This window comes from Arthrobacter sp. NtRootA1 (genome assembly GCF_019976975.1).
Lineage (GTDB): Bacteria > Actinomycetota > Actinomycetes > Actinomycetales > Micrococcaceae > Arthrobacter > Arthrobacter aromaticivorans.
This window is the reverse complement of record NZ_AP024630.1, coordinates 161,445-185,302: the sequence shown is the minus strand read 5'-3', so window position 1 is coordinate 185,302 and position 23,858 is coordinate 161,445. Positions and strand designations below refer to the sequence as shown.

At 62.2% G+C, this 23,858-nt stretch carries 24 protein-coding genes and 1 tRNA gene; 13 read left to right on the top strand and 12 right to left on the bottom strand.

Translation table 11 applies throughout. The annotated features are described in order from the left end of the window. Positions 1–15: 15 nt before the first annotated feature. The 4 genes from ureC to LDN90_RS00890 form a co-directional block, all read right to left on the bottom strand. Positions 16–1,746 (bottom strand): urease subunit alpha, encoded by a 1,731-nt coding sequence (gene ureC / locus LDN90_RS00905; protein ID WP_223947555.1) that lies wholly within the window; start codon positions 1,744–1,746, stop codon positions 16–18. Continuing rightward, positions 1,743–2,111 carry an urease subunit beta gene (locus tag LDN90_RS00900; protein ID WP_216922651.1) on the bottom strand — a complete coding sequence of 123 codons (369 nt, stop codon included), beginning with the start codon at positions 2,109–2,111 and terminating at the stop codon, positions 1,743–1,745. Before LDN90_RS00900 ends, ureC begins: the two co-directional genes overlap by 4 nt. A gap of 8 nt (positions 2,112–2,119) precedes the next feature. Continuing rightward, positions 2,120–2,422, bottom strand: a complete 303-nt coding sequence (locus tag LDN90_RS00895) for an urease subunit gamma (protein WP_223947554.1) — start codon at positions 2,420–2,422, stop codon at positions 2,120–2,122. A gap of 94 nt (positions 2,423–2,516) precedes the next feature. Continuing rightward, the gene (locus LDN90_RS00890; protein ID WP_223947553.1) at positions 2,517–3,137 is read right to left on the bottom strand and encodes a DedA family protein; all 621 of its coding nucleotides are present in this window, start codon (positions 3,135–3,137) and stop codon (positions 2,517–2,519) included. A 155-nt stretch (positions 3,138–3,292) separates the two neighbouring features. Here LDN90_RS00890 and LDN90_RS00885 point away from each other — a divergent pair, with 155 nt between their 5' ends. Together LDN90_RS00885 and LDN90_RS00880 are read left to right on the top strand one after the other, a co-directional pair. Then, positions 3,293–4,492: an aminotransferase class I/II-fold pyridoxal phosphate-dependent enzyme gene (locus LDN90_RS00885; RefSeq protein ID WP_223947552.1), complete on the top strand. Its 1,200-nt coding sequence runs from the start codon at positions 3,293–3,295 to the stop codon at positions 4,490–4,492. Further along, positions 4,489–5,448, top strand: a complete 960-nt coding sequence (locus LDN90_RS00880) for a D-glycerate dehydrogenase (protein WP_223947551.1) — start codon at positions 4,489–4,491, stop codon at positions 5,446–5,448. Before LDN90_RS00885 ends, LDN90_RS00880 begins: the two co-directional genes overlap by 4 nt. A 64-nt stretch (positions 5,449–5,512) precedes the next feature. Here LDN90_RS00880 and LDN90_RS00875 read toward each other — a convergent pair whose 3' ends face one another. Next, positions 5,513–6,616 (bottom strand): D-TA family PLP-dependent enzyme, encoded by a 1,104-nt coding sequence (locus LDN90_RS00875; RefSeq protein WP_223947550.1) that lies wholly within the window; start codon positions 6,614–6,616, stop codon positions 5,513–5,515. An 18-nt stretch (positions 6,617–6,634) separates the two neighbouring features. Next, positions 6,635–7,639, bottom strand: a complete 1,005-nt coding sequence (locus LDN90_RS00870; protein ID WP_223947549.1) for a LacI family DNA-binding transcriptional regulator — start codon at positions 7,637–7,639, stop codon at positions 6,635–6,637. Positions 7,640–7,872: 233 nt separating this feature from the next. Here LDN90_RS00870 and LDN90_RS00865 point away from each other — a divergent pair, with 233 nt between their 5' ends. The 5 genes from LDN90_RS00865 to LDN90_RS00845 all read left to right on the top strand — a co-directional run bounded on the left by LDN90_RS00865 (position 7,873) and on the right by LDN90_RS00845 (position 11,145). Continuing rightward, entirely contained in the window at positions 7,873–8,652 is a 780-nt protein-coding gene (locus LDN90_RS00865) for a GAF and ANTAR domain-containing protein (RefSeq protein ID WP_223947548.1), read from the top strand. Continuing rightward, complete coding sequence (locus LDN90_RS00860) at positions 8,652–9,446, top strand: GAF and ANTAR domain-containing protein (protein WP_223947547.1); 795 nt, start codon at positions 8,652–8,654, stop codon at positions 9,444–9,446. Before LDN90_RS00865 ends, LDN90_RS00860 begins: the two co-directional genes overlap by 1 nt. 128 nt (positions 9,447–9,574) lie before the next feature. Further along, positions 9,575–10,297 (top strand): GAF and ANTAR domain-containing protein, encoded by a 723-nt coding sequence (locus LDN90_RS00855; RefSeq protein ID WP_223947546.1) that lies wholly within the window; start codon positions 9,575–9,577, stop codon positions 10,295–10,297. 11 nt (positions 10,298–10,308) lie between these two features. After that, entirely contained in the window at positions 10,309–10,644 is a 336-nt protein-coding gene (locus tag LDN90_RS00850) for a hypothetical protein (RefSeq protein ID WP_223947545.1), read from the top strand. A gap of 111 nt (positions 10,645–10,755) precedes the next feature. Then, positions 10,756–11,145: a hypothetical protein gene (locus LDN90_RS00845; protein ID WP_223947544.1), complete on the top strand. Its 390-nt coding sequence runs from the start codon at positions 10,756–10,758 to the stop codon at positions 11,143–11,145. Here LDN90_RS00845 and LDN90_RS00840 read toward each other — a convergent pair. Both LDN90_RS00840 and LDN90_RS00835 read right to left on the bottom strand, forming a co-directional pair. Further along, positions 11,142–12,674, bottom strand: a complete 1,533-nt coding sequence (locus LDN90_RS00840; RefSeq protein ID WP_223947543.1) for an alpha-N-arabinofuranosidase — start codon at positions 12,672–12,674, stop codon at positions 11,142–11,144. The two genes, LDN90_RS00845 and LDN90_RS00840, sit on opposite strands and share 4 nt — an antisense overlap. A 195-nt stretch (positions 12,675–12,869) precedes the next feature. Next, positions 12,870–12,942, bottom strand: a tRNA-Lys gene (locus LDN90_RS00835). A gap of 240 nt (positions 12,943–13,182) precedes the next feature. Here LDN90_RS00835 and LDN90_RS00830 point away from each other — a divergent pair. The 3 genes from LDN90_RS00830 (at position 13,183) to LDN90_RS00820 (ending at position 15,821) form a co-directional block, all read left to right on the top strand. Next, positions 13,183–13,842 carry a hypothetical protein gene (locus tag LDN90_RS00830; RefSeq protein ID WP_216922681.1) on the top strand — a complete coding sequence of 220 codons (660 nt, stop codon included), beginning with the start codon at positions 13,183–13,185 and terminating at the stop codon, positions 13,840–13,842. 334 nt (positions 13,843–14,176) lie between these two features. Beyond that, complete coding sequence (locus LDN90_RS00825; protein WP_223947542.1) at positions 14,177–14,794, top strand: nuclease PIN; 618 nt, start codon at positions 14,177–14,179, stop codon at positions 14,792–14,794. Between the two features lies 1 nt (position 14,795). Then, on the top strand, positions 14,796–15,821 hold the full coding sequence (locus LDN90_RS00820) for an inorganic phosphate transporter (RefSeq protein WP_216922683.1): 1,026 nt from the start codon (positions 14,796–14,798) through the stop codon (positions 15,819–15,821). A gap of 148 nt (positions 15,822–15,969) precedes the next feature. On the opposite strand, the gene pstB is transcribed toward LDN90_RS00820, so the two are convergent. From pstB to pstS, 4 genes are all read right to left on the bottom strand, one after another. Further along, complete coding sequence (gene pstB, locus LDN90_RS00815; RefSeq protein ID WP_216922684.1) at positions 15,970–16,749, bottom strand: phosphate ABC transporter ATP-binding protein PstB; 780 nt, start codon at positions 16,747–16,749, stop codon at positions 15,970–15,972. Between the two features lie 81 nt (positions 16,750–16,830). Beyond that, on the bottom strand, positions 16,831–17,934 hold the full coding sequence (pstA, locus tag LDN90_RS00810; protein WP_223947541.1) for a phosphate ABC transporter permease PstA: 1,104 nt from the start codon (positions 17,932–17,934) through the stop codon (positions 16,831–16,833). Continuing rightward, entirely contained in the window at positions 17,935–18,867 is a 933-nt protein-coding gene (gene pstC / locus LDN90_RS00805; RefSeq protein ID WP_216922686.1) for a phosphate ABC transporter permease subunit PstC, read from the bottom strand. Between the two features lie 136 nt (positions 18,868–19,003). Beyond that, positions 19,004–20,125 (bottom strand): phosphate ABC transporter substrate-binding protein PstS, encoded by a 1,122-nt coding sequence (gene pstS / locus LDN90_RS00800; protein WP_223947540.1) that lies wholly within the window; start codon positions 20,123–20,125, stop codon positions 19,004–19,006. 247 nt (positions 20,126–20,372) lie between these two features. Between pstS and LDN90_RS00795 the strand changes: the two genes are divergently transcribed. The 3 genes from LDN90_RS00795 to radA are packed head-to-tail and all read left to right on the top strand — an operon-like array spanning position 20,373 to position 23,675. Further along, complete coding sequence (locus tag LDN90_RS00795; RefSeq protein ID WP_216922690.1) at positions 20,373–21,500, top strand: FUSC family protein; 1,128 nt, start codon at positions 20,373–20,375, stop codon at positions 21,498–21,500. A gap of 47 nt (positions 21,501–21,547) precedes the next feature. Next, the gene (locus LDN90_RS00790) at positions 21,548–22,291 is read left to right on the top strand and encodes a phosphatase PAP2 family protein (RefSeq protein ID WP_223947539.1); all 744 of its coding nucleotides are present in this window, start codon (positions 21,548–21,550) and stop codon (positions 22,289–22,291) included. 10 nt (positions 22,292–22,301) lie between these two features. After that, complete coding sequence (gene radA, locus LDN90_RS00785; protein WP_223947538.1) at positions 22,302–23,675, top strand: DNA repair protein RadA; 1,374 nt, start codon at positions 22,302–22,304, stop codon at positions 23,673–23,675. The last annotated feature ends 183 nt before the right edge of the window (positions 23,676–23,858 follow it).

The window sequence follows — 23,858 nt, the reverse complement described above, 5'->3', positions numbered from 1 at the left end:
GGGTCGCCTGTGGGTTTAGAAGAGGTGGTAGCGCTGCGCCATGGGCAGCACGTCGGAGGGTTCGCAGGTGGCTTCGACGCCGTCCACTGTCACCTTGTAGGTTTCGGGGTCGACGACGATGTCCGGGGTTTCGCCGTTGAACTTCAGGTCGGCTTTGCGCAGGTTCCTGATGCCGGTGACGGGCCGGATGATCCGTTCGAGGCCAAGCTCGGCCGGCACCCCGGCGTCGATCGCTGCCTTGGAGAGGAAGGTGATGGACGTCTGCTGGAGTGCCTTGCCGTAGGTTGCGAACATGGGCCGCATGGTGCGGGGCTGGGGCGTGGGAATGGAGGCATTGGAGTCGCCCATGAGCGCGTAGGCGATCTGTCCGCCTTTGATGACGAGTTCGGGTTTCACTCCAAAGAAGGCGGGGTCCCACAACACCAGGTCGGCGAATTTCCCTTCTTCCACGGAGCCGATGACGTCGGCCATGCCCTGTGCGATGGCGGGGTTGATGGTGTATTTGGCGACGTAGCGCTTGAGGCGGAAGTTGTCCGAATCTGCAGCACCATGCACAGCGCCGGACGGATCCTGAAGTACCCCGCGTTGCCGTTTCATGGCATCAGCCACTTGCCAGGTCCTGGTGATCACTTCACCAACGCGGCCCATTGCCTGGGAGTCCGAGGATGTGATGGCGAAGACGCCAAGATCGTGCAGGACGTCCTCGGCTGCGATGGTTTCCGCGCGGATGCGGGAGTCTGCGAAGGCCACGTCTTCCGGGATGTCCGGGTTGAGGTGGTGGCAGACCATGAGCATGTCCAGGTGCTCTTCAATGGTGTTCTTGGTGTACGGCAACGTGGGGTTGGTGGACGCGGGTAATACGTTGGGCAGCCCGGCAATCTTGATGATGTCCGGCGCGTGGCCGCCACCGGCACCCTCGGTGTGGAAGGTGTGGATCACACGGCCGTCGATCGCATTGATGGTGTCTTCCACGAACCCGCACTCGTTGAGGGTGTCGGTGTGAATCGCCACCTGGACGTCGTATTCGTCGGCCACGCGCAGGGACATGTCGATGGAGGACGTGGTGGAGCCCCAATCCTCATGGACTTTCAGGCCTACGGCACCAGCGCGGATCTGCTCTGCGAGGGGCTCGACGGCGGATGCATGGCCTTTACCTAACAGGCCGATGTTGATGGGGAGCCCTTCGGCGGCCTGGAGCATCCGCGAGATATGCCAGGATCCGGGCGTGATGGTGGTGGCTTTGGTTCCTTCCGCAGGCCCGGTGCCGCCGCCCACCATCGTGGTGACGCCGCTGCAGAGTGCGGTGGGAACCTGTTCGGGGGAAATGAAGTGGATGTGGGTGTCGATGCCGCCAGCTGTGAGGATTTTCCGTTCGCCGGCGATGATCTCCGTGCTGGCACCGATCACGATGTCCACGCCGTCCATGATCTGGGGGTTGCCCGCTTTGCCGATCTTGAAAATGTGGCCGTCCTTCAGGGCGACATCGGCTTTATAGATTCCTGAGTAGTCCAGGACGATGACGTTGGTGATGACGGTGTCCGGGATGTCGTCCGAGCGCGTCGCCTGGCCGTTTTGGCCCATGCCATCGCGGATTACTTTGCCGCCGCCGAAGACTACTTCTTCCCCGTAGACCGTGTAGTCCTTCTCGATTTCGAGGAAGAGTTCGGTGTCTGCCAGACGGATGGCGTCACCTGTCGTTGGGCCGTACAGCTCGGCGTATTGCCGGCGGGGAAGTTCGAAGCTCACTCGGCGTCTCCTTCCATGGCTACGCCCGGGCGAGCGGTCCCGCCAAGGCGTGTTCCGCCGTCGAGCTTTCCATTGACAGCGTTGCTCAAGCCGAAAACTTCGCGGAAACCTGCCAACTCCACCAGGTTAATGGTCTTCTTGTCGCCGGGTTCGAAGCGGGCTGCGGTACCGGCAGGGATGTCCAGACGCCGGCCATAAGCCGCTTCACGGTCAAACTCCAGGGCACGGTTGGCCTCGGCGAAGTGGTAGTGCGAGCCGATCTGGACGGGCCGGTCACCTCGATTGACAACCTCGACGGCGATCGCCTCACGGCCGCTGTTGCAGGCGACCGGCTCGGGGCGGAGCCTGTATTCACCGGGGATCATGGGGGCTCCTATCGAATGGGGTTGTGGACAGTGACGAGCTTGGTGCCGTCGGGAAATGTGGCCTCGATTTGGACGTCGTGGATCATCTCGGGCACGCCTTCCATGACGTCTTCGCGACGCAGCAGCGTGGTTCCGCAGCTCATGAGTTCCGCAACGGATTTGCCGTCCCGCGCGCCCTCGATGAGCTCGTAGCTGATGATCGCGATGGCTTCGGGATAATTCAGCTTCAATCCGCGCGCCTGCCTTCGCCTGGCCAGGTCAGCAGCCACCACGATCATGAGTTTTTCCTGCTCACGGGGCAAAAGATGCATTGATTCTCCTCCAAGCTGCTACTGGGGTGCGCACGTAGGGACAGTTTGTGATCAGCGTAAGGACTGGAAGTTTCGGCTACGTTTCCAGAGAGTCTCAGTCAGCTGTGGGTTTGGCCGCCGCTCGATGTTTTCGGAACTGCCACACGCCCAGGATGACAACCACGACGACGCCCACCACCACTGCGGCGCCCCGCCCCACGGCATGGGCTAATTCCTCGTACGAGTTGCCCGCGACGAATCCGAGTGTCACGAACAGGCCACCCCAGATGATGCCGCCGGTGAAGTTCCAGATCGCAAAGCGGCGGTATGGCATTCGACTGAGCCCTGCGAGCGCGGGCATGACTGCGCGGAAAAAGGCTGTGAAGCGGCCGAGGAACACGGCTAGGCCGCCGCGGCGGGCAAGGAAATCTTCGGCCTTTTGGAGCTGAGCCCTTCTCTTGTCCAGGAGTTTCAGGGCCATGATCCGTGGGCCGAGGTGCTTGCCGATCTCGTAGCCGACTGTGTCACCGAGGATGGCTGCGGAGATGACAACCAGGATCATTCCCCATAAGGGAAGATCACCCCGGCTGGCGAAGACTCCCCCTACCACCGCGGCGGTTTCGCCTGGAATCACGAAGCCGATAAACAAGGCATCCTCGGCGAAGACCAACGCGAAGACTATGCAGATCACCACCAGTGGGCTGGCGTGAAGGAGTCCGTCGAACAACGACTGCATAGGGCTGAGTGTGGCAGATCAGCGGGCATGAGGGGAGTCGCTTTGGGCTGTGTTTTAGTCCGGCCTATCCATAGACAAGCCTAATACATCACTAATATACTAGTTGAGTACTTCACGTTACACCGTGATCAGCTCGATGAGGAGTTAAACAGCTCATGCAGAAACTCGCACACCGGCTCGAACGCCTGGGCACCGAAACTGCGTTCAGCGTGGCGCAGGCCGCTGCCGCTTGGAAGGCCAAAGGGAACCTGGTGTACCCCTTCCACCTTGGCGACATCAATATCCCAACGGCCCCTCACATCGTTGAGGCCATGAACAAGGCAATCACCGATGGCTACACGGGCTACTGCCCCGGTCCCGGTATCCCCCAGCTTCGGGAAGCCCTCGCCGAAGACCTCGGCGCACGGCGCGGGATGGAATTCTCCCCCGACAACGTGGTGGTGATGACCGGCGGTAAGCCCGTTATCACCAAGTTCCTGCAGGCCGTCATGAACCCCGGCCAGGAGGTGCTCTACCCCAACCCCGGGTTCCCGATCTACGAATCCCAGATCGAATACCTCGGCGGCACCGCTGTGCCGTACCGCTACGTGCCCACAAGTGACGGTTTCGCGATCGACCTCGACCAGGTGCGGGCATCAATCACCCCGAACACAGCCGCGATCATCTACAACGACCTGCAGAACCCCATCTCTGCCGAATCGACGGCCTCCGAACGCGAGGCCATCGCACAGATCGCGCAGGAGCACGATCTCTGGGTGCTTTCCGATGAGGCCTACTTCGAGACACGCTATGAAGGAGTCTCGAGCTCGATTGCCTCCCTTCCGGGCATGGCCGAGCGCACCGTCATTCTCTACACGTTCAGCAAGAAGTTCGCCATGACGGGCTCCCGGCTCGGCTGTGCCGTTGCCCCGCTTGAAATCGCGAAGGTGCTCAGCACGCTCAACACGAACGATGAATCATGCACCACCCACTACGTGCAGTGGGCCGGCATCGAAGCTCTTCGTGGCCCCCAGGAACCAGTGCAGCAGATGCTGGACATCCTGAAGGAACGCCGGGATACCGCATGCGGGATCGTCAATGCCATCCCGGGAATGAGCGTGGCAGTTCCGCAGTCCACGTTCTACCTGTTCCCCGACGTCACCGAAGCCATGGCTCGTTTGGGGTACTCGGCAGTGGGCGACTTCGCCAGCGACGCACTCTACAAGACCGGGGTTTCGTTCTGCACGCGTGAACACTTCGGCCGGCGCCTGCCCGGCGAGGAGCGGCAGTACATCAGGCTCGCGTACTCGGGCATCGAAGTGCCAGACATCCGCGATGGCCTGGGCCGCCTGCGTGAATGGATCGAGACGGCATGAGCCGCGTAGTCGTCACCGGACGCGTACCCGAACCCGCGCTCCAGAAGCTCCGCGCCGAGCACGAGGTGGATGCTTGGGAGGGCTCGGACTCCATCAGCCGCCAGGAACTTCTGCGGCGGGTGGCAGGAGCCGATGCCATCGTGAGCCTGCTGACTGAGCGCATTGACCCTGAACTGCTGGACGCCGCCGGCCCGCAGCTCAAAGTGGTTGCGAACGTAGCTGTTGGCTATGACAACATCGATGTCCCCGCCTGCACCGAACGGGGCGTAGTTGCCACGAACACGCCTGGCGTGCTCATTGACGCCACGGCCGACATCGCCCTCGGCCTCATCCTCATGGCCACGCGGCGGCTCGGCGAAGGGGAACGGCTCATCCGTTCCGGCCAGGCCTGGAAGTGGGGAATGTTCTTCCTGCTCGGCAGCAGCCTGCAGGGCAAGACCTTGGGCATCGTCGGCATGGGTGGCATCGGCCAAGCCACCGCACGCCGGGCCAAGGCCTTCGGTATGGAAATCGTCTACCAGTCCCGCAGTGAAATCGACCCCGCCATCGCCGCGGAACTCGGTGCACGCCGGGTGGAACTGGACGAATTGCTGACCATTTCCGACGTCGTGTCCCTGCACTGTCCGTACGGACCGGCCACGCATCACCTGATCGGCGCCGAACAACTGGAAGCGATGAAGGACACCGCCTACCTGGTCAACACTGCGCGGGGTCCAATCGTCGACGAAGCAGCACTGGCCCTTGCGCTTCGCGAAGGACAGATCGCGGGCGCAGGCCTGGATGTCTTCGAACAGGAGCCCAAGGTGCATCCGTGGTTGCTGGAGTTGGAAAACGTGACGCTCGTACCTCACCTCGGCTCCGCCACGGTGGAAACACGCACTGCCATGGCAGTACTCGCGGCGGACAACACACTCGCTGTGCTCAAAGGTGAACAACCGCCTACTCCCATCAGCTAAGGGAACGGCAGTTGCTGTGGCGGCGGGTAAATCAACCCGTCGCCACAGTCTTAAGCCCGATGAACTAATTGTTCCGCCCGCGGGCGGCGACCTTCCACGTGTCCACCACTGCGCCCTCACGAACCACAGTGACCTCGTCCACGAGGTTCATGGCCAGGCAAACGTGGTTCGGGATCAGCCTGAGCCGCGTGCCTAGTGCCGGCAACTCCTCGGAGTCCGGCCAGACAACGGTGGCGTGGTGTTCAGAGAGCGCTGTAATCCGGGCCTCCCGGTATTCGGGCAGGCGCCCATATCCGGTGGCCCAGTCCGGACGGTCGCTGCCCAGGATCTTGCTGCCCGCGTCCACAACCACCCGCCGGACATTCCCGCCGTCGGACTCGTGGCGGCTGACAACAGTCGCAGCGACGGTCAGCGCGATGTCATCCCACGTGCACCGTTCCAGTTCAAGCTGTTGGGCATCACCGAAAACATAGACGCCTGGGCGCAATTCCGTGGCCAGGGTTTCGGCGTCGAGCAATGCGGTCGGGGTGGAGCCGCCGCTGATGGTGCGGACCTCAAAGCCGGCGCGTTCCAGTGCAGCGGAAGCACGGCCGAGGGCGTCGTTCTCGTTACCCGCTGCATCCCTTGGCATTCCCGGCTTGTAACTGTGTCCGGGGAATGTGAAGACGCCCGCAATGTTCAGGCCGCTTGCTGCGGCCGCGCGGGCAACGTCCACCACTTCTCCGGGCAGCACCCCGCTGCGGTGATGCCCGCTGTCCACTTCGATCAGGACATCAATACTCCTGGCATCGGCACCCAACTGGCGGCCCATCGCCGTCGCGCTTTCCGCTGAATCGGTGCCCACAGTGATGGCACAAGTGTTGGCAAGCTTCCGCAGCCGCTCCGCGTGGTGCGCTTCAACCCACAGCGGGTAGGCGATGAAAATATCCGTGGCGCCCCCGGCCGCAAAGACCTCGGCCTCCCCGATCGTCGCCACCGTGAGCCCAACCGCTCCGGCCGCAAGCTGCTTGGCTGCGATCTCCAGCGTCTTGTGTGTCTTCACATGGGGACGGAGCCTCAGTCCCCTGCTCAGCATGCTCGATGCCATGCGTTGGATATTGCGGTCGAGGACATCGACGTCGATCATGATGGCTGGCGTGAGAATTCCGTCGGGGACTGCTTGGTTCATTCTTAGAACAGTAACGTCCTACGGCGCGGACTGCCTGACGCGCAGCGAGAACTCCGCTTCCGGCTGCTCCACTTTGTCAGCAGAACCTTTGCCTTCGATCCTGTTGATGAGGAGTTCGACTGCGCGCTCCGCAATTTCCGCGCGGCCAGGCTCCACTGTGGTCAACGACGGCGATGCGAAGCGCGCTTCGTCGATGTCGTCGAACCCCGCAACCGCTATTTCGTCCGGAACCCGCTTGCCGCGGACAAGGAGCTCGTGCAACGCCCCCAAGGCAACGACGTCGTTCAAACCGAACACGGCGTCAAATGCAACCCCGCTGTCCAGCAGCCTCGCGATCGCGTCCGCACCGCCGTCGCGCCGCCACTCGCAGCCGATCACGAGGGCCGGGTCATACTCCACACCGGCGGCAGCGAGCGCAGCCTTGTAGCCGTTAAGGCGCAGGCCGTTACTGCCGGTTGTGTCGCCGTCGTGCGCGCCCAAAACGGCTATACGACGGCGGCCTCCCGCCAGCAGGTGCGCGGTGACGGCCGCTGATGCCTCGTGATTTTGGATGAGGACCATGTCCAGCCGCGGGTCCTGCACGAATTCGCCCAGCAGGACCAACGGTTTCTTGCCGGCGGCCCGGATGATTTGCTCGGCATCCAGCGACAGCGGGATGAAGAGGAGCCCGTCGGTGAGGCTGCGGAACTGGCCTTGAAGTGCAGATTTTTCGTGGTCGGCCTCGTTGCCGGACTGCTCGACGAGGACCCGGTATCCGCGCGCCCACGCAGCCTTCATGATGTCCGAGGCGAGCTCGGCATAGTACGGAACCGAGAGGTCGGCCAGCACCAGCCCGAGCATGCTGGTCTTGCCGGAACGGAGGCTGCGGGCCGTCAGGTTGGTTTCGTATCCGAGTTCTTCGATCGCATCCAGGACGCGTTGCTTGGTAGCAGGCCGGATGAACTCGTAATCGTTGATGACGTTGGAAACCGTCTTCAACGAGACCCCTGCGGCCCGCGCGACGTCGTTCATGGTGACGGCCATCAATTTGCCCCTTCAATACCTTTGCCCCGGATCCGAGCACCGGGCTGCTGGGATACATCGTTGCAGATCACGTGGCTCTGTTGTGTTGCAGTGCTCAGGCGTAGTGTCGGTAGTAGGAGATTTCGGGTGTGGCTAAATAGGTCCGGAGTTGAATATCCGGGCTGTGCGCGAACTCGAGCGCATTGCCGCCAGCTGGAGTCAATCGCTCTGGCGTTGCCTGGAATGAGGCCGAAATGGCCCAGAACGATGCAGTACCCACAGCGGAGCAATTGCAGGACCTGCTGCTGGAGAGCCCGGGCTTCACGGAATTCCTCTTGGGCTTGACCACCATTTCGGCATCCTTGTTGGGCGGGGATGTCCCCATGCTCTGCGCCATCACCGTCGAGCGGAACGGGGGCCCGGCCACTGTCGCGAGCAGCACAGAGGCGGCTCAACGCCTGGACGAGAAACAGTACGAGTTCGACGACGGGCCGTGCCTTACCGCGCTCCGGCAGCAACAGACCATTTTGGTTGATGATCTTCAGGCCGACGTCCGCTGGCACCATTACGCTGACGCTGTCTCGCAGGAAGGTATCAAGACCATGTTGGCGGTACCGATCACCACCGACGATGACTCACGCGCCGCACTGAATTGCTACTCAATCGAAGCAGGCACGTTCGATCCTGAAACGGTGGCATCCATAGGGAAGCACGCGGAATCCTTATCCAGGATCCTGCGGCTGGCCCTTCGCCTGCACACCCCGGACCCATATCCTGTTCATTTGCGCTCAGCTTTTGAGTCGCGGGCGATAGTCGATGCGGCTATCTCCCTCATCATGATCCAGAACCGTTGCAGCAGGGACTCCGCGCTCAGGCTCATCCAGTTGGCATCCCGCAACAGCGATAAGCGGCTGCATGAAATAGCAGAAGACATCCTCCAGCGGGCAGGTAGCGAAGATAAGGGGAACTCACATTCAGACGGGCCGGATAGAACCGGCGGGGCAGTAGGGCTCAGGAATAGTAAGGAAAGATAATGACTGAAACACAGGCGTCGCGCCACATCGCCAGCCCTCCCAGTTTTCTTGGTCCCTATGAGGACAAACTGGATCTGACGGACTTCGTTGAGCATCTGCAGGATCTCTTGGTGGAGAATGCCGATATCCGTGAATTCCTCCAGGACCTGGCTGAGTTGACTGCGCAGAAGCTCACTAGAAACGGAAATACAATTGCCTGCGGAGTAACAGTCATCCGGCAGAAGAAACCCGTGGCCGTGGCCGATAGCGATCCACTGGCCCGGAAGTTGGACGAAATCCAGAACAGCTTCGGCGATGGCCCTTGCCTTTCTGCCCTTCGTACACGAACGATCAGCCACGTCCCGAACGTTTACGAGGAAGATCGCTGGCCTGAGTACATGCGGGCCGCAGCGGCCTCCAACGTGGGCTCCGTGCTCGCCCTCCCGATGGAATTGAACAGCACGGCGGAGGCTGTGGTGAATCTCTACTCCACTCGCCCCCATGGCTTCACCCACGAGGACCTCTTGTCGGCAGAGCGCGTCACGGCCACAGGCGCAAAAGCTCTCCACCTGGCCTTGAAGATCGCCCAGCTGCGGGACGCGCGCGAGAACCTCACCGCCGCTCTCGAATCCCGCACCACCATCGACACCGCCGTTGGAATCATCATGGCGCAGAACCGCTGCAGCCGGGACGCGGCCTTCCAAATCCTCGTCAGCGCGTCCAGCCACCGCAACATCAAACTCCGGGTAGTGGCACAGGGGATCATCGCCCATATTGCCGGCGACCGAAGGATCTCCGCAGCTTTCGAAGAATAGCAAGGAACCTGTCTACATGCGGTTTTTCTGGTCAAAAACCCATTAGGCTGGACTTGGAACACGGGAGTCCAGCGATTTCAAAGAATGTTTCAGTCGGCCAGCCGACCTGAACGGCCGGGAAGAAGGTCATGACCAAGAAGCAGCTTCCTCTGGACGAACTCTCGGGCGCCATCGGCCGGATCCTGGGCCTCCTGTTGACCGAGGAAAAGGTTGACCAAGCCGTTCAAAGCCTGTCGCAGGCCATCAAGGAATCCGTACCCGGCACCCTTGGCGCAGGAGTCTCCATCCTCGATTCGCAGGCACGCAGGACCAGCACCGGCTTCACTGACAGCATCGTGGAACAGGCAGACTTCCTGCAATACGAGTTGGGCCAAGGGCCTTGCCTTACGGCTTGGGCTTCGGAAGAACCCGTGCTTATCGAGGACCTAAGCACGGACCCACGGTGGCCTGAATGGCGCACAGCCGTCAGCTCCCTTCCCATCAAATCGGCGGTCAGCGCACCCTTGATCGCGAACGGGCACAGCATCGGGGCTATTAAGGTCTACGCGCCGGAACCTTCGGTCTTTGACGCAGGCACAGTCACGCTAATGGAGCTCTTCGCTTCCCCGGCCGCCACTCTTCTTTCCCACATTCAAAGCAGCGAAACCCCCAAGCGCATCAGTGCGGGCCTGCAGGCCGCGCTGTACAGCCGCGATCTGGTCAACCGGGCCTGCGGAATATTGATGGAACGCCACAAGATCACCCAAGAACGGGCCCTGCAGCAACTGATAGGGAACGCCCGCGACCAAAGCATAACCCTGCAGGAAGTCAGCGCCGAGCTTGTAGCCGGGATCCCGGCAGACCACAACTAAGGCCGCGGGATATGGGCTTCGAACGTAAAGAACCCGAGCAACGCCGAAGGCTACTGGAAGCCCTCACCGCGGCGCGGATCAGCACGGGCACACTGTGGCTGCAGTACTTCAGCATCGGCGGGTCCGTGGGTGAGTACGAAGTGGAGGCGTACCTGCAGGGAATGCTGTCCGTCCCGGAATTGGAAAGGGACCTCCTGGCAATGGCGGCAAACGAGCTCCTGAACAACCAAGCCGGTCCCCACGCTCCATACGCTGACGAGGTTCCCTCCTCGGATTCCAACGGTTCCGACGCCGGTCCTGCTGATTCCGAGCCTGATCTTCCAAGCGACGAAGCCGATCCCTCCTAGCTGTCACACAGCGCTCATCCGCCTGCAACGCCCCTGCAACATGTATGCGGAAGGCTGGAGCCACAAGGCCATTCGGCCAAAGATGGCAGCAACCGGCTGAGGGGAGCAAACATGAGCGCGGCAAACAGGGATCTTTTCCAGGCGCTGAAGACGCAGGCCAGCTTGGCGCAGGCCTTTGGCACGTTGCCGGGCAGCCAGGAGGAGCCACACGCTCTCAGCCCCGGCGAATACATAGAGGCGTGGCACAACGGCCGCCTTTACCACCGGGGCACGGTGCTCAAGACAGTCGCAGGTACCGATTTGTTCTGGCTCCAGGATGCAGAAACCGGGAGCCGACGACTGCTGGATATGGAATCCCTGGAAATCGTCGCGGCCGGGCAACCAGCTCCGACGCCCGCAACTCAGGCGCCGGAGCCCTTCCAGGACGCTCCGTCAGAAGCGAAGGTCACACCGATTTCGCTGTATCCGATCTTCCAGGACGGATCGCAAGCGATCGCCTAGGAATCCACCGACAACCGGATCATGCTCCAGCTCACGGCCGGAAGCGCCGCGGTGAGTCGGCCGCCGTCGAGCGTTACACTGACGTTCTCTGAGGGCAGGACGGACGTCGAATCATCCGCAGTTGCCTGCCAGTACGGGTCCTTGTTCGTGTAGGTGACGGCCTCAATGAGGCTGGTGGTCCCCAAACCCCCGACGGCGGCGTCGAGCGTGAGTGCGTCCGTCGCCGAACGGTTCACGGCGAAAACCACAACCTCCTTGGCTTCGGCGTCGTAGGTAGCCACGGCAGACAGCGCGTTGAAGCTTGCCGTCTTTTCGCTGTCCAGCTCCGGCGACTCAACAGCGAGATTCAGCACCGTGCCCGAGGCATGCTGGGAGGTGAGCGCGAACGGGTGGAACGTGGTCTGCTTCCAGGAGCGCCCGCCCGGCTCGGTCATGATCGGTGCAATGACGTTGACCAGCTGCGCGAGGCTGGCGGAGTGGACGCGATCCGTGTTGCGAAGCAATGCGATGAGCAGGTCCCCCACCACAACGGCGTCCGCCACCGTATAGCGATCCTCCAGCAGAACCGGCGCAACAGGCCAATCATCACCCGTGGGCACTTTGGACTCGTCGCGGGAACCGTGCCACACATTCCATTCATCGAAGGAGATGTTGATCTGCTTTTCCGATTTGGTTGCGGACTTCACGTGATCGATGTGGGCGACGAGGTCCTTGATGAAGGCCTCCATCCGGTGCCCGGCAGACAGGTGCTCCTGCAGGTCACCGAAGTCCTCGAAGTACTGGTGCGCGGAGATCAGGTCCACTAGCTCATACGTCTCGGTGAGGACAACGCGCTCCCATTCTCCGAAGGTGGGCATAGTCGGGCCGGAACTTCCGCATGCCACCAGCTCCAGGTCCGGGTTGACCATGCGCATGGCCCGGGCAGTTTCGGCGGCGAGGCGAGCATACTCGCCGGCCTCCTTGTGGCCGATCTGCCAGAAGCCATCCATCTCGTTCCCGAGGCACCACATAGTGATGTTGTGGGGCTCGACGGCGCCATTCTCCTTGCGCTGTTCGGATAGGGCCGTGCCGCCTTTGATATTGCAGTACTCCAGGATGTCCAGTGCTTCCTGCGTCCCGCGGGTGCCCAGGTTAACCGCCATCATGGGCTCGACACCGGCTTTCCGGGACCACTTGGCAAACTCGTCCACACCCACCAGGTTTGGGTCGCTTGAGTGCCAGGCAAGGTCAAGCCTCGTTGGGCGGTCCTTCTTTGGCCCCACTCCGTCTTCCCAGCGGTAGCCGGAGACGAAGTTACCTCCGGGATACCGGACCGTGGAGACACCCAACTCTTTCGTGAGTTCCAGGACATCGGTACGGAAACCGTCCTCGTCCGCCTTTGGGTGTTCGGGTTCGAAGATGCCTGTGTAGACGCATCTGCCCAGGTGCTCGACGAAGGCACCGAAGGTCTTCCGCCTGACGGGACCCACGATGAATGCGGGATCGATGGTGATTTTGGCGGTCGGGGTTTCCGGGTTCTGGGTTCCCAAAGGGCGTCCTTGTCTGCTTGCTGTGGATTGAGTCAATTTACAACGTTATAGAAACCATGTTGGTGGGGGCTGGGTGTGCGAGTCAAGAAGTTTTTCCGGGAAACCCAGGATTGTTCGGTTGAGGCTTGCGGGGTTCGCCGCACGGCGGAAATAAAAACAGGCCGGAGACTCAACGTCTCCGGCCTGCAGAAAGGGTGGGCCCTGTGGGGATCGAACCCACGACCCACGGATTAAAAGTCCGATGCTCTACCAACTGAGCTAAAGGCCCCTCCAGCTGTTGAAACAGCCATGAATACTGTACCTCAACGTCAAGCAAGTCGAGGAACGGAGTCGGCAACGCGGCGTCGTGACCCATTTTGAGCAAACAGCCGACGACGGCGCGCGGCGGCAGCGGCGTGTCGGCCCTCCTCCGGCGGCAAATTAGGTCGGGAAGGCGCGCGGGCAACAAGAAAGCAGCCAAAGAAACCGTTACTCGACCCCATCAGGGGCACAGGAGTACGGTGAACTCATGAGCGAACAGCCAGGATCACGTGCTTACGGCGGAGCGAACAGGCACCACAAGCCCAAGCCCTTCGCGCCCATCGATTTCGAACCGTTCGCTGGTGGAGCAGATCCCGCCCGCGTCTCCGAGGCTGCCCACCTGGCCGCCCAGGCGCTCGTAAAACGTGGCCGTGACAGCGACGACCCCAAAGTCACCCGTCGCCTGGTGAAGCTTGCCGACGAGCAGGGCCTCGAAGCCATCGCCGAGATGTGGGCCGAAAGCCCCGCCCGTTCCCTGCCCGGCGCTTTGTGGAGGCTCTATGCCCTCCGCGCCGCCACCATCCAGAACCCCGAGCGCATTTCCGTATACTTCAGGGCGGGCCGCGACACCGCCCAGGTATCCAACGTGGTTGCAGGGGCAGCGGAGCCACCGGGAGCCGACGAAATGAAGACCATGGCCGACGCTATTTTGTCTGGCGCCTTCGACGGCGATTTCGACGTCGCGCTGGAACGTTCCGCTGCATTTTGTCGGGTTGTTGCGCTCGGCCAGGCGACCCTGGCGGACGGGGCGGAGCACAGCAATGAAAGCCATGCAAGCAAGCTCACACGCAACTCACACCAGCTGGTAAAGACGGCTGAGGACCTCGAACACGCCGCCAACGCATGGCGATTGGGAGAGCTGGATTAGGGGCGAAAAACCCCGAAATTTACCCACGTCTGGCCTCGCCTGTCAATGTTGACTTAGCCCCACCGACGTAGAACACTGAAACTGGTGCCGAACCGCGAAACCCCCGGGCTTCAACTTATAGCCGCTTCGAGCGGCCTACCGCCGAGAGGCGTATCCGGTTCGGCACCATTTTTATGCCCGGAAGCAGTTCAGGGCTAGCCACCCCTGAATATGAGCCGGCGACCACACCCGCCGACTTACCGGTGGCCGTCGTCGTACCGGTAAAGTTGGGGCCGAAGCGGGAAGCGTCAAGTCAAGCAGCCCGCAGCCCATCCGTCCCCGGCCCGGAAGCGATATGAAGCTGCGCCTTTTCCCCCAGGAACCTGCCGGGCTGGTACTGCTCGCGCAGATGGCCAGCGTCATTGTGGCCGCCACCGGAACACTCTCAGAGATCCTCGGCGCCCAGGCCAGTGAGCATGAACGCCTGACTGAGGAACTTCACGAGCATGAGTCGAAGTCCCTGGACCTGCACTTTGCTCTCCTGACGCACATGCGCACCAGCTTTGTGAACCCGCTCCCCCGCGAGGACATGTACGCTCTGTCCCGCCACCTCAACGAGGCAATGGAGAAGCTCGACGCCGCGGGCGAGTTGGTTGCCCTCTACAAGCTTGAGCGCCTGCCGAAGCGCGCGGCCGATCAACTGGAGATCATCAGCCGCCAAGCCGAGCTGACGGTGGACGCCATGCGAAAGCTTGAGGACCTCGATGAACTTGAGGACTACTGGATTGAGATCCTCAGGCTGGCAAAACGTGCAGAGCGAACCCACCGCACCTGGGTGGCCGAGATGCTGAAGGATATGAAGTCCACCCAGTATGCCCGGCACCGGGACATCGCCAACCAGCTGGTGGAAGTGACCAAGGATATGCGGAAGGTCGCCACACAGGTGGGCAGCATAATCGTCAAGGAATCATGACGTGATCGTTGCATTCCTGGTCCTCGTGGTGGGTTTGGCTTCAGGGTTCGCGTTTCTCAACGGCTTTCGCGACGTCTCCAATGCCGTAGCACTATCCACGAGGACACGAGCCCTCACGCCATCCGTGGCGGTTCTCCTGGCAGCTGTTTTCAACTTCATCGGCGCCATGCTCAGCGGCAGCTTCGTGCTCGCGTTCACGCAGTCCTGGATCACACTTCCCAATGGCATTGGCGGGCTCTCGATGCTGACCTCTGCCCTCGCCGCCTCCATCATCTGGGGCGTGTACGCGTGGTGGCGGGGCATCCCTTTGTCTTCCACCAACTCACTTGTGGGCGGCCTGATCGGCGCAGGCGCTGCGAGCGCGCTGGTGGGCGGGAACTCGATCAACGGTGTGGACAACGTCCTCCTTACCCAGGTGGCGCTGCCTTTGGTCCTGTCCCCTTTGATCGCTTTCGTTGCCGCATACCTGCTCGTATGGCCGGTGACTTGGGCGGCACGCTACACGCAGCCGAATGTCATCAACAGGCGTTTCCGCCGCGCGCAGGCTGTGTCTGCTGCGGCTGTTGCGTTCGGCCATGGGCTTCAGGACGGTCAGCGTACAGCCGCCGTTCTCCTGCTGGCCCTCGTGGCGGCCGGGTTGTCCAGTGGGGGTGAACTCCCCCTGTGGATCCTCCTTCTGACTGCGATCATGCTGACAGCTGGCACCATGTTTGGTGGCTGGAGGATCTCGCACACCCTGGGTCACAAGTTGATCCGCGTGGACCCTCTTCGAGGGTTTGTGGCTCAAACGCTGACGTCCGTGATGCTCTTCGTCGGGGCCATCGGCTTGCAGTTGCCGCTCTCCACCACGCACACCCTGACGGCGTCCGTGCTGGGAGCAGGCACCAACCAGCGCTTCGCCACCACCAATAGGCGTCTCGTGCGCAGGATTCTCCTGTTCTGGGTGGCCACACCCCTCGTCACGGCCGCCGCGGCATTCGTCCTTGAGTTGGCATTCTCACCCCTGGCGGACCTCCGACCCAACTGAGTCGCATTTGTGCGCGTTTTGAGGGCTCAAAACGCGCACAAATGCGACTTAGTTGGGTGCAAAAAAGTGACGGCGGCCGTACCCCCAAGGCGACGGCCGCCGTCGTTCATTGCCAGCTCTCCCAAGAAAGCCGGAACCTGCAAACCCCTTATCCGAAGCGGCCGGAGACGTAGTCTTCCGTGGCCTTCTGGGAAGGGTTGTTGAAGATGGTGGTGGTGTCCGCGAACTCGATGAGCTTGCCGGGCTTGCCTGTGCCGGCGATGTTGAAGAACGCGGTCTTGTCCGACACGCGGGCGGCCTGCTGCATGTTGTGGGTCACGATCACCACGGTGTACTGGTCCTTGAGCTCGTTGATGAGGTCCTCAACGGCCAGGGTGGAGATTGGGTCAAGGGCGGAGCAGGGCTCGTCCATGAGGATCACCTGGGGTTCAACGGCGATCGCGCGTGCGATGCAGAGGCGCTGCTGCTGGCCGCCCGAAAGGCCGGAACCTGGCTTGTCCAGGCGGTCCTTGACCTCGTTCCAGAGGTTGGCGCCAACCAAGGACTTCTCCACGAGGGCATCTGCTTCGCCCTTGGAGATCTTCTTGTTGTTCAGTTTCACGCCAGCCAGAACATTGTCCCGGATGGACATGGTGGGGAACGGGTTGGGGCGCTGGAAGACCATGCCAACCTGCGTGCGAACGGTAACGGGGTCAACGCCGGCGTCGTACAGGTTATCGCCGTCGAGCAGGACCTCGCCCTCGACGCGGGCACCGGGAAGGACCTCGTGCATACGGTTGAGCGTTCGGAGGAAGGTGGACTTGCCGCAGCCGGACGGGCCGATGAAGGCCGTGACGGACTTGGCTTCAATGTTGATGTTGACGTCTTCAACAGCCAGGAAGCTGCCGTAGTAGACATTCAAGTCTTTGACGTCGATGCGCTTGGACATGGTGTTCCTTATTCCTTGGGGGTTTCTGGAAGTTTGAATGTTGGGTAACCGGAGCAGCTCGAAAACTGGCGATCGGCCCGGCTAGCGGCCCGTCTTGGGAGCGAACAGACGGGCGATGAGGCGGGCGCCGAGGTTCAGCAGCATCACCAGGATGATCAGCACCAAAGCGGCGCCCCATGCCCGCTGATCGGAGGGGCCAGGGTTGGACGGCGACGTCGGGTTCAGGATCTGGGTGTAAATGAACGTCGGCAGCGAGGCCATCCAACCGCCAAAGACGTTGTTGTTGATGGTGGTCGCGAAGCCTGCGGTGACAAGGATGGGAGCGGTCTCGCCGATAACCCGGGCGATTGCCAAAGTGACGCCGGACGCGATGCCGGAGATCGCCGTCGGGATGACCACTTTGGTGATGGTGCGCCACTTACGCACCCCCAACGCGTAGGACGCTTCGCGGAGCTCGTTCGGGACGATCTTCAGCATTTCCTCGCTGGAGCGGACAACTACCGGGATCATGAGGACTGAAAGCGCGACGGCGGCTACCGCACCGGTCTTGGTGCCGGGGCCAACAACCGCGAAGAAAAACGCTGCCGCGAAGAGGCCGGCCACGATGGACGGGATGCCGGTCATGACATCCACGAAGAACGTGATGGCCCGGGCCAGGGGGCGGTCGTTGCCGTATTCCACCAGGTAGATCGCGGTGAGCAGTCCAACTGGAACGGAGATGACGGTGGCAAGGAGCGTGATCTGCAGGGTGCCCAGCAACGCGTGGTAGATGCCGCCGAGGACCTTGCCGCCTTCTTCCACGGCTTTGTTGTCGAACGCGCCGGTGACGCCGTTCATGGACGTACCAAGGAAGCCGGGAGTCACGAGTCCAGGGATGCCGTTCACCAGCACAGTCCAGATGACCGAGACCAGCGGGAGGAGTGCAATGAGGAAGGACCCCACAATGAGGCAGGTGGCCAGTTTGTCCTTGGCCTTGCGCGCACCTTCAACAGCACCGCTCCACGCGACCAAGCCGATGGTGAACAGGGCAGCGGAGACGACGCCCCAGCCGAAGGCGTTGAAGCCGATGAGCGCGAGGATCGCCGCACCGACGATCACAGCGACGGCCAGGACAATGTAGGGCGCGAATTTGGGCAGCTGGCCCTTGGTGAGCGCCGAGCGCTTGCGGACTACGGTGGCGGTCATTTAGTTGGCTCCCGAGAATTCTTTGTGCTTGGTGATGATCCAGCGGGCAATCATGTTCACGCCGAGGGTGATCACGAATAGCACCAGGCCTGCGGCAATCAACGTGTTGACCTTCAGACCGCTGGCTTCCGGGAAGTTCAGGGCGATCTCGGCGGCGATGGTCTGGTTTCCGGATTGGATCAGGCTCGCCGTCAAGACTCCTGAGGACAACACCAGCGCAACCGCCATGGTCTCGCCAAGAGCACGGCCCAAGCCAAGCATGATGGCGCTGACGATGCCCGGACGACCAAACGGAAGGACGGCCATGCGGATCATTTCCCAGCGGGTGGCTCCCAATGCGAGCGCTGCTTCCTCGTGCAGCTTGGGGGTCTGCAGGAAGATTTCGCGGGACAGGGAGGTGATGATGGGCAGGACCATGACGGACAGGACGATGCCGGCGGTCAGGATGGTCTTGCCGGTGGCGGACGCCGGGCCCTGGAAGATCGGGATCCAGCCCAGGTTGTTGGCGAGCCAGTCGTAGGCCGGGGAGATTTCCTTGGCGAGGAACGCCGCACCCCAGGCACCGTAGACAACGGACGGGATGGCGGCCAGCAGGTCCACAACGTACCCAAGCCCCGAAGCCAGTCGGCGCGGGGCGTAGTGGGAGATGAACAAGGCCACTCCGATTGCCACGGGGGTTGCGATGACGAGCGCAATCACGGCGGCGATGAGCGTGCCCACCACGATCGGGGCGATGTAGGCGAAGAAGCCGTGGCCGCCTTGTATATCTGCGGGCGGTGCTGCGAGCGCAGGGATTGCCTGCACGACAAGGAAAAGGGCGACTCCGAAGAGAACCGCCAGAATCAGGCACCCTGCGGCCATGGCGGCCCCGGAGAAAACCTTGTCCCCGGCGCGTCCTGCGCCTTGGGAGGTTGTCAGGGAGTTGGTGGTCACTTCACGATCCTTCAGTCTCAGTGAACTGGTCTTACATGGCTAAGTTCCCTGCCCTGCGCGGGCGGCTCAAGCCACTCCGCGCGGAGCAGGGAACTTCAATGTTTAGCCGGGTTCAGGCAAACCCGCCGGGAAACCTTTAGGCCTTGGCCTTGATGGTTTCGATGGCAGCCTTTGCCTTGTCCTGCAGGGTCTTGGACAGCGGCGCGGACTTTGCGGCGTCAGCGGCGGTCTTCTGACCCTCATCGGAAACTACGTAGCTTTCGAATGCCTTGACCAGGTCAGCAACTGCCTTGGTCTCGTACGTGGTGCAGACTACGTGGTACGAAACGAGCACTACCGGGTAGGCGCCCGAGACAGTGGTCTTGCGGTCCAGCTTGATGGCGACGTCGTTGGCGGCGCGGCCATCGACAGGCTTGCCGGCTTCGACGGCCTTGGAAGCAGCATCAGCGGAGATCTTGACGAATTCCTCGCCGACCTTGATGGACGCGGTGCCCAGCTTGCCGGAGACAGCGGAGTCATCGGCGTAGGTCACGGCACCGGGGGTGTCGGTAACGGTCTTGACGACGCCGGAGGTGCCCTTGGCGTTTTCGCCCTTCAGGGTTGCCGGCCAGACGCCTGCAGCTTTGTCTGTCCATACCTCGGGAGCAGCGGCTGCGAGGTAGTCGGTGAAGTTGGTGGTGGTTCCGGAGTCGTCAGAACGGTTCACGGGGGTGACCTTGAGGTCCGGCAGGGTAACGCCGGCGTTCAGGGCTGCGATTGCGGGGTCATTCCAATTGGCGATTTCGCCGCGGAAGATTTTGGCGACCGTAGCGGCGTCGAGCTTCAGGTCCGTGACACCGGGGACGTTGAAGGCGACGGCGATCGGGGAGATGTATACCGGGATGTTGATGGCGCCTTCAGGGCCACACTTGGCCTTGGAGCTCTCGAGCTCTTCGTCCTTAAGGTAGGCATCCGAGCCTGCGAACTGTGCCGAGCCATCAATGATGGCCTTGCGGCCTGCGCCGGAACCGTCCGGGGAGTACTGCACGGTTGCGCCCTGGTTTGCACTGGCGAAGCCAGCCTTCCAGGCGTCCATGGCTGCGCCAGTGGAGGACGCACCGATACCGGTGAGGGTGCCGGTGACCTTCATGCCGGATGCTGCTGGCTGCGTGCCAGCGGCGGTGCCCGTTGCGTTGTCTGAACCGCAAGCGGTGAGCGCGAGAGCGCCAGCTGCGATGACCGCGATTGCCGCGTTGCGGCCGAAGCGAGTTGCCTTCACTTGGATGTACCCCTTCCAGGGATTCTCTGATGCTGGCCGAACGGAGATTTCGGCGCGCGTGAGCTATGGACCTTTTGTGCCTTTACTGAAGGTAAGCAGCGCAGGTAACGGGATCTGACGTTGAAGGTGAACGCAAAGTGAACGACGGCGGACCATTGGGTTATGTGGCGCGCGCCACCTTGAGTAGCGCACGGCTTGGCGTCCGGCGCGTCATCGTTGCCCCGGTTCGGCAAATAGACTGGAGGACATGGCTGCCGCGAAGGGATTTTCTGCAAGCAAGAGGTTCCTGCGTGCCAGAGTCCGGACCGGCTTGGTCCGTAGCCGGAATTCCCTGACGCCGGCTATTCAGATGACCGTGTGTGCCGTGGGCGCCTATGCTTTCGCGGAATACATCCTGGGCCACCAAGGGCCATTGTTCGCGGCCACTTCTTCTCTGATTGCGCTCGGCTTCTCCCGTGATCCGCGCTTGCGTCGCGTTATTGAGGTTGGTCTGGGCTGCACGCTCGGCATCGTGGTGGGTGACCTCCTGCTCCACTGGCTGGGCGCTGGAATCCTGCAGGCCGCCGTCGTGCTTCTTTTCTCTATCCTGCTGGCCAGGTTCCTGGACAGCGGGACCATTTTCACCACCCAGCTGGGGCTCCAGTCGTTGCTGGTGGTGCTGCTGCCGGCGCCGGCTGGCGGGCCTTTCACGCGGAGCCTGGATGCAGTGGTGGGGGGCGTGTTCGCCCTGCTGGTGACAATTTTGGTTCCGAAGGATCCGCGGCGGGAGCCTCGGAAGGACGTCCAGAAAATCCTGCACGAACTCGCCGAAGTGCTGCGCGAGTGCGGCAAGGCCATGGTCGAAAGCGACTCCACCATTGCCTGGCACGCGCTGATTCGCGGCCGTAACTGCCAGCCACTGGTGGATCGGATGCGGCAGACCCTGCGCGCCTCGGGCGAGGTAGCCACTCTGGCTCCGGCCCATCGCAGGCACCGCGACGAGCTAGCCAGCCTGGAGCATTCGCTGGAATACATTGATCTTGCACTCCGCAACAGCCGCGTTTTTGCCCGCAGGCTCACCAGCGCGATCAACCATGCCGCCTTATCCGACGAAGCAATCGACAGCATCTCCGAGGTACTGCAGGAAACTGCCGCCGCAATCGATGAACTGACCATTGGCCTGGCGGAGCAAAGCGAGGGAACCCGACGCGTCCATTTGCGTCACGCCCGCAACGAGCTGACCGACATCGCCTCGCGCCTGCACCCCAAGATGCTCGACGTTCAGAAGCTTGAGGGCGAAACCGTGGTGATGCTGTTCCGGCCGCTCATGGTGGACCTTTTGGAGGCCAGCGGTCTGGAATCCGACGAGGCCCGGGACGTGCTGCCGGCTCTGTAATGTTGCGGCTCTCCAACTTCCAGGCAGCTTCCTCCCAGCAAAGTCCCATGCCCATTGCGGATAATGAGCGGATGTTCCCTGCATTGTCCGTCAATCCCCAAGCGGCCCCAGAGCTGCGCGTTCGCCAGCGCCCATTGTTTCTTTGGGCTGGCGCACTGTTCGTCGCTGGCGACGTCATTTTCTGGCTGATGTTCGCGGCCGTTCTTTCGGACAGCGGACTAGCCACCCTGGACAGCACAGTGCACAGCGCCCTGGTTGATTCCCGCAGCGCAGTTGCCACCGCTCTCCTCGCGGCCGTTTCAACGGTGACGTCGCCGACCGCCATGACGGCCATCGGCGCTGTCCTGGCAGGCGCATGGGCCATCTGGAAGAGGGAGTTGTGGCGGCCGGCCGTTCTCATGGGTGGCATGGTGCTTGCCTTGGTGCTGTGCACCGTCATCAAGTTCGAAGTCAGCCGCTCCCGCCCGCCGTCGTCGGATTTTCTGCTCGGCCCCGACGACGCCTTATCCTTCCCCTCCGGCCACACCCTCGGAGCTGGAATCTTCGCTTTGGTCCTCACCTACCTTCTCGTCTCGCGATCCGGAACCCGCACGACGGCGGTACTCGCCTTTGTGGGTGCTGCGCTGTTCGGGCTTTTGGTCGCCTTCAGCCGTTTGTATCTCGGCTACCACTGGCTCACGGATGTGGTTGCGTCCCTTGGCTTGGCCCTTGGCGTCACAGGGCTGGCCGTTTTCGTTGACGCGGCGCGGCATGGGACACCCGGCGCCAATACTGTCGGCACCCCCGACTAACCTTGAACCCATGGCTTCCAAGACCTCCCGCGCATCCAAGACACCCGCCTACAAATGCGCCGAATGCGGCTGGACAGCCATCAAGTGGGTGGGCCGGTGCGGTGAGTGCCAAGCCTGGGGAACCGTTGAGGAGTACGGCGCCACGGTAGCCCGTACGACGCCGGCCGCCACGGTTTTGGAGCCGGCCCGCCGTATCGCTGAGGTGGATGGGACAACAGCGGCATTCCTTCCTACGGGCGTGGATGAGTTGGACCGCGTCCTTGGAGGAGGGCTCGTCCCCGGGGCCGTCATCCTGTTGGCTGGGGAACCCGGCGTCGGGAAATCCACACTGCTGCTGGACGTAGCGGCGAAGTTCGCGCGGACTGGCCAGGACGTCCTGTACATCACGGGTGAGGAGTCCGCAGCGCAGGTGAAGCTTCGCGCGGAACGGATCGACGCCGTCGCGCATACTCTGTACCTGTCCGCCGAGACCGATCTTGGACAGGCGCTGGGCCAAGTGGAGAAGCTTGAGCCGAAGCTGCTGATCGTGGACTCCGTGCAGACGCTGAGCAGTGCGGATGTGGAAGGCAGCGCCGGTGGCGTGTCGCAGGTCCGCGAGGTTGCCGCATCCATCATCGCCGCGGCCAAGCGGCGGAACATGACCACGCTCCTGGTGGGCCACGTGACCAAGGACGGCACCATCGCGGGGCCACGCCTGCTGGAACACTTGGTGGATGTCGTGTGCCAGTTTGAAGGCGAGCGCCATTCCCGGCTGCGGCTGCTCCGGGCGGTCAAGAACCGGTATGGCGCCACGGACGACGTCGGCTGCTTTGACCTGAACGAGGCCGGTATTGAGGGGCTCGCTGATCCCAGTGGGCTGTTTGTGTCGCGAACCCGTGAACCTGTCTCAGGCACCTGCATCACGGTGACCATGGAGGGCCGCCGCCCGTTGCTCGCAGAGGTCCAGTCGCTGCTGGCCGAGAGCGCAAATGCCCAACCCAGGCGGGCTACCAGCGGCCTGGAGAGCTCTCGCGTGGCCATGCTACTTGCCGTACTCCAGCAAAGGGCCGGGTGCATGCTGCATAAGGACGATTCCTACGTGGCAACCGTGGGCGGCGTGAAGCTGAGCGAACCTGCCACGGACCTTGCCGTGGCTCTGGCCGTCGCGTCAGCCAAATCCCGCAAAGCACTCCCCCAACGGCTCATTGCCTTTGGTGAGGTCGGGCTGGCAGGCGAAGTCCGCCCTGTTCCCGGAATCAACCAGCGCATCCAAGAGGCACACCGACTGGGCTTCACGCACGCCATTGTCCCGGCCAGCCCTGCGGGCGCGGGCGTCATCCCGGAAGGTTTCTCCGTGCGCGAAGTAGGGCATCTGGCCGAGGCGTTGGAGCTGTTGATCACTTAGCGCCGGCCCTTGCGGTTTCCCCGGCGCGGAAGGGCTTACACCAAGGGCCGGCCTGATAACTGTCCCGAAAGACAGCTACTAGCGTCGCAGGCAGTTTGGCGGAATATATACACCAATTTGTTATATACGCCCACGTCAGCGAGTGATCGGCCCAAATCGCCTTCAACAGAGACACCAGAAAAG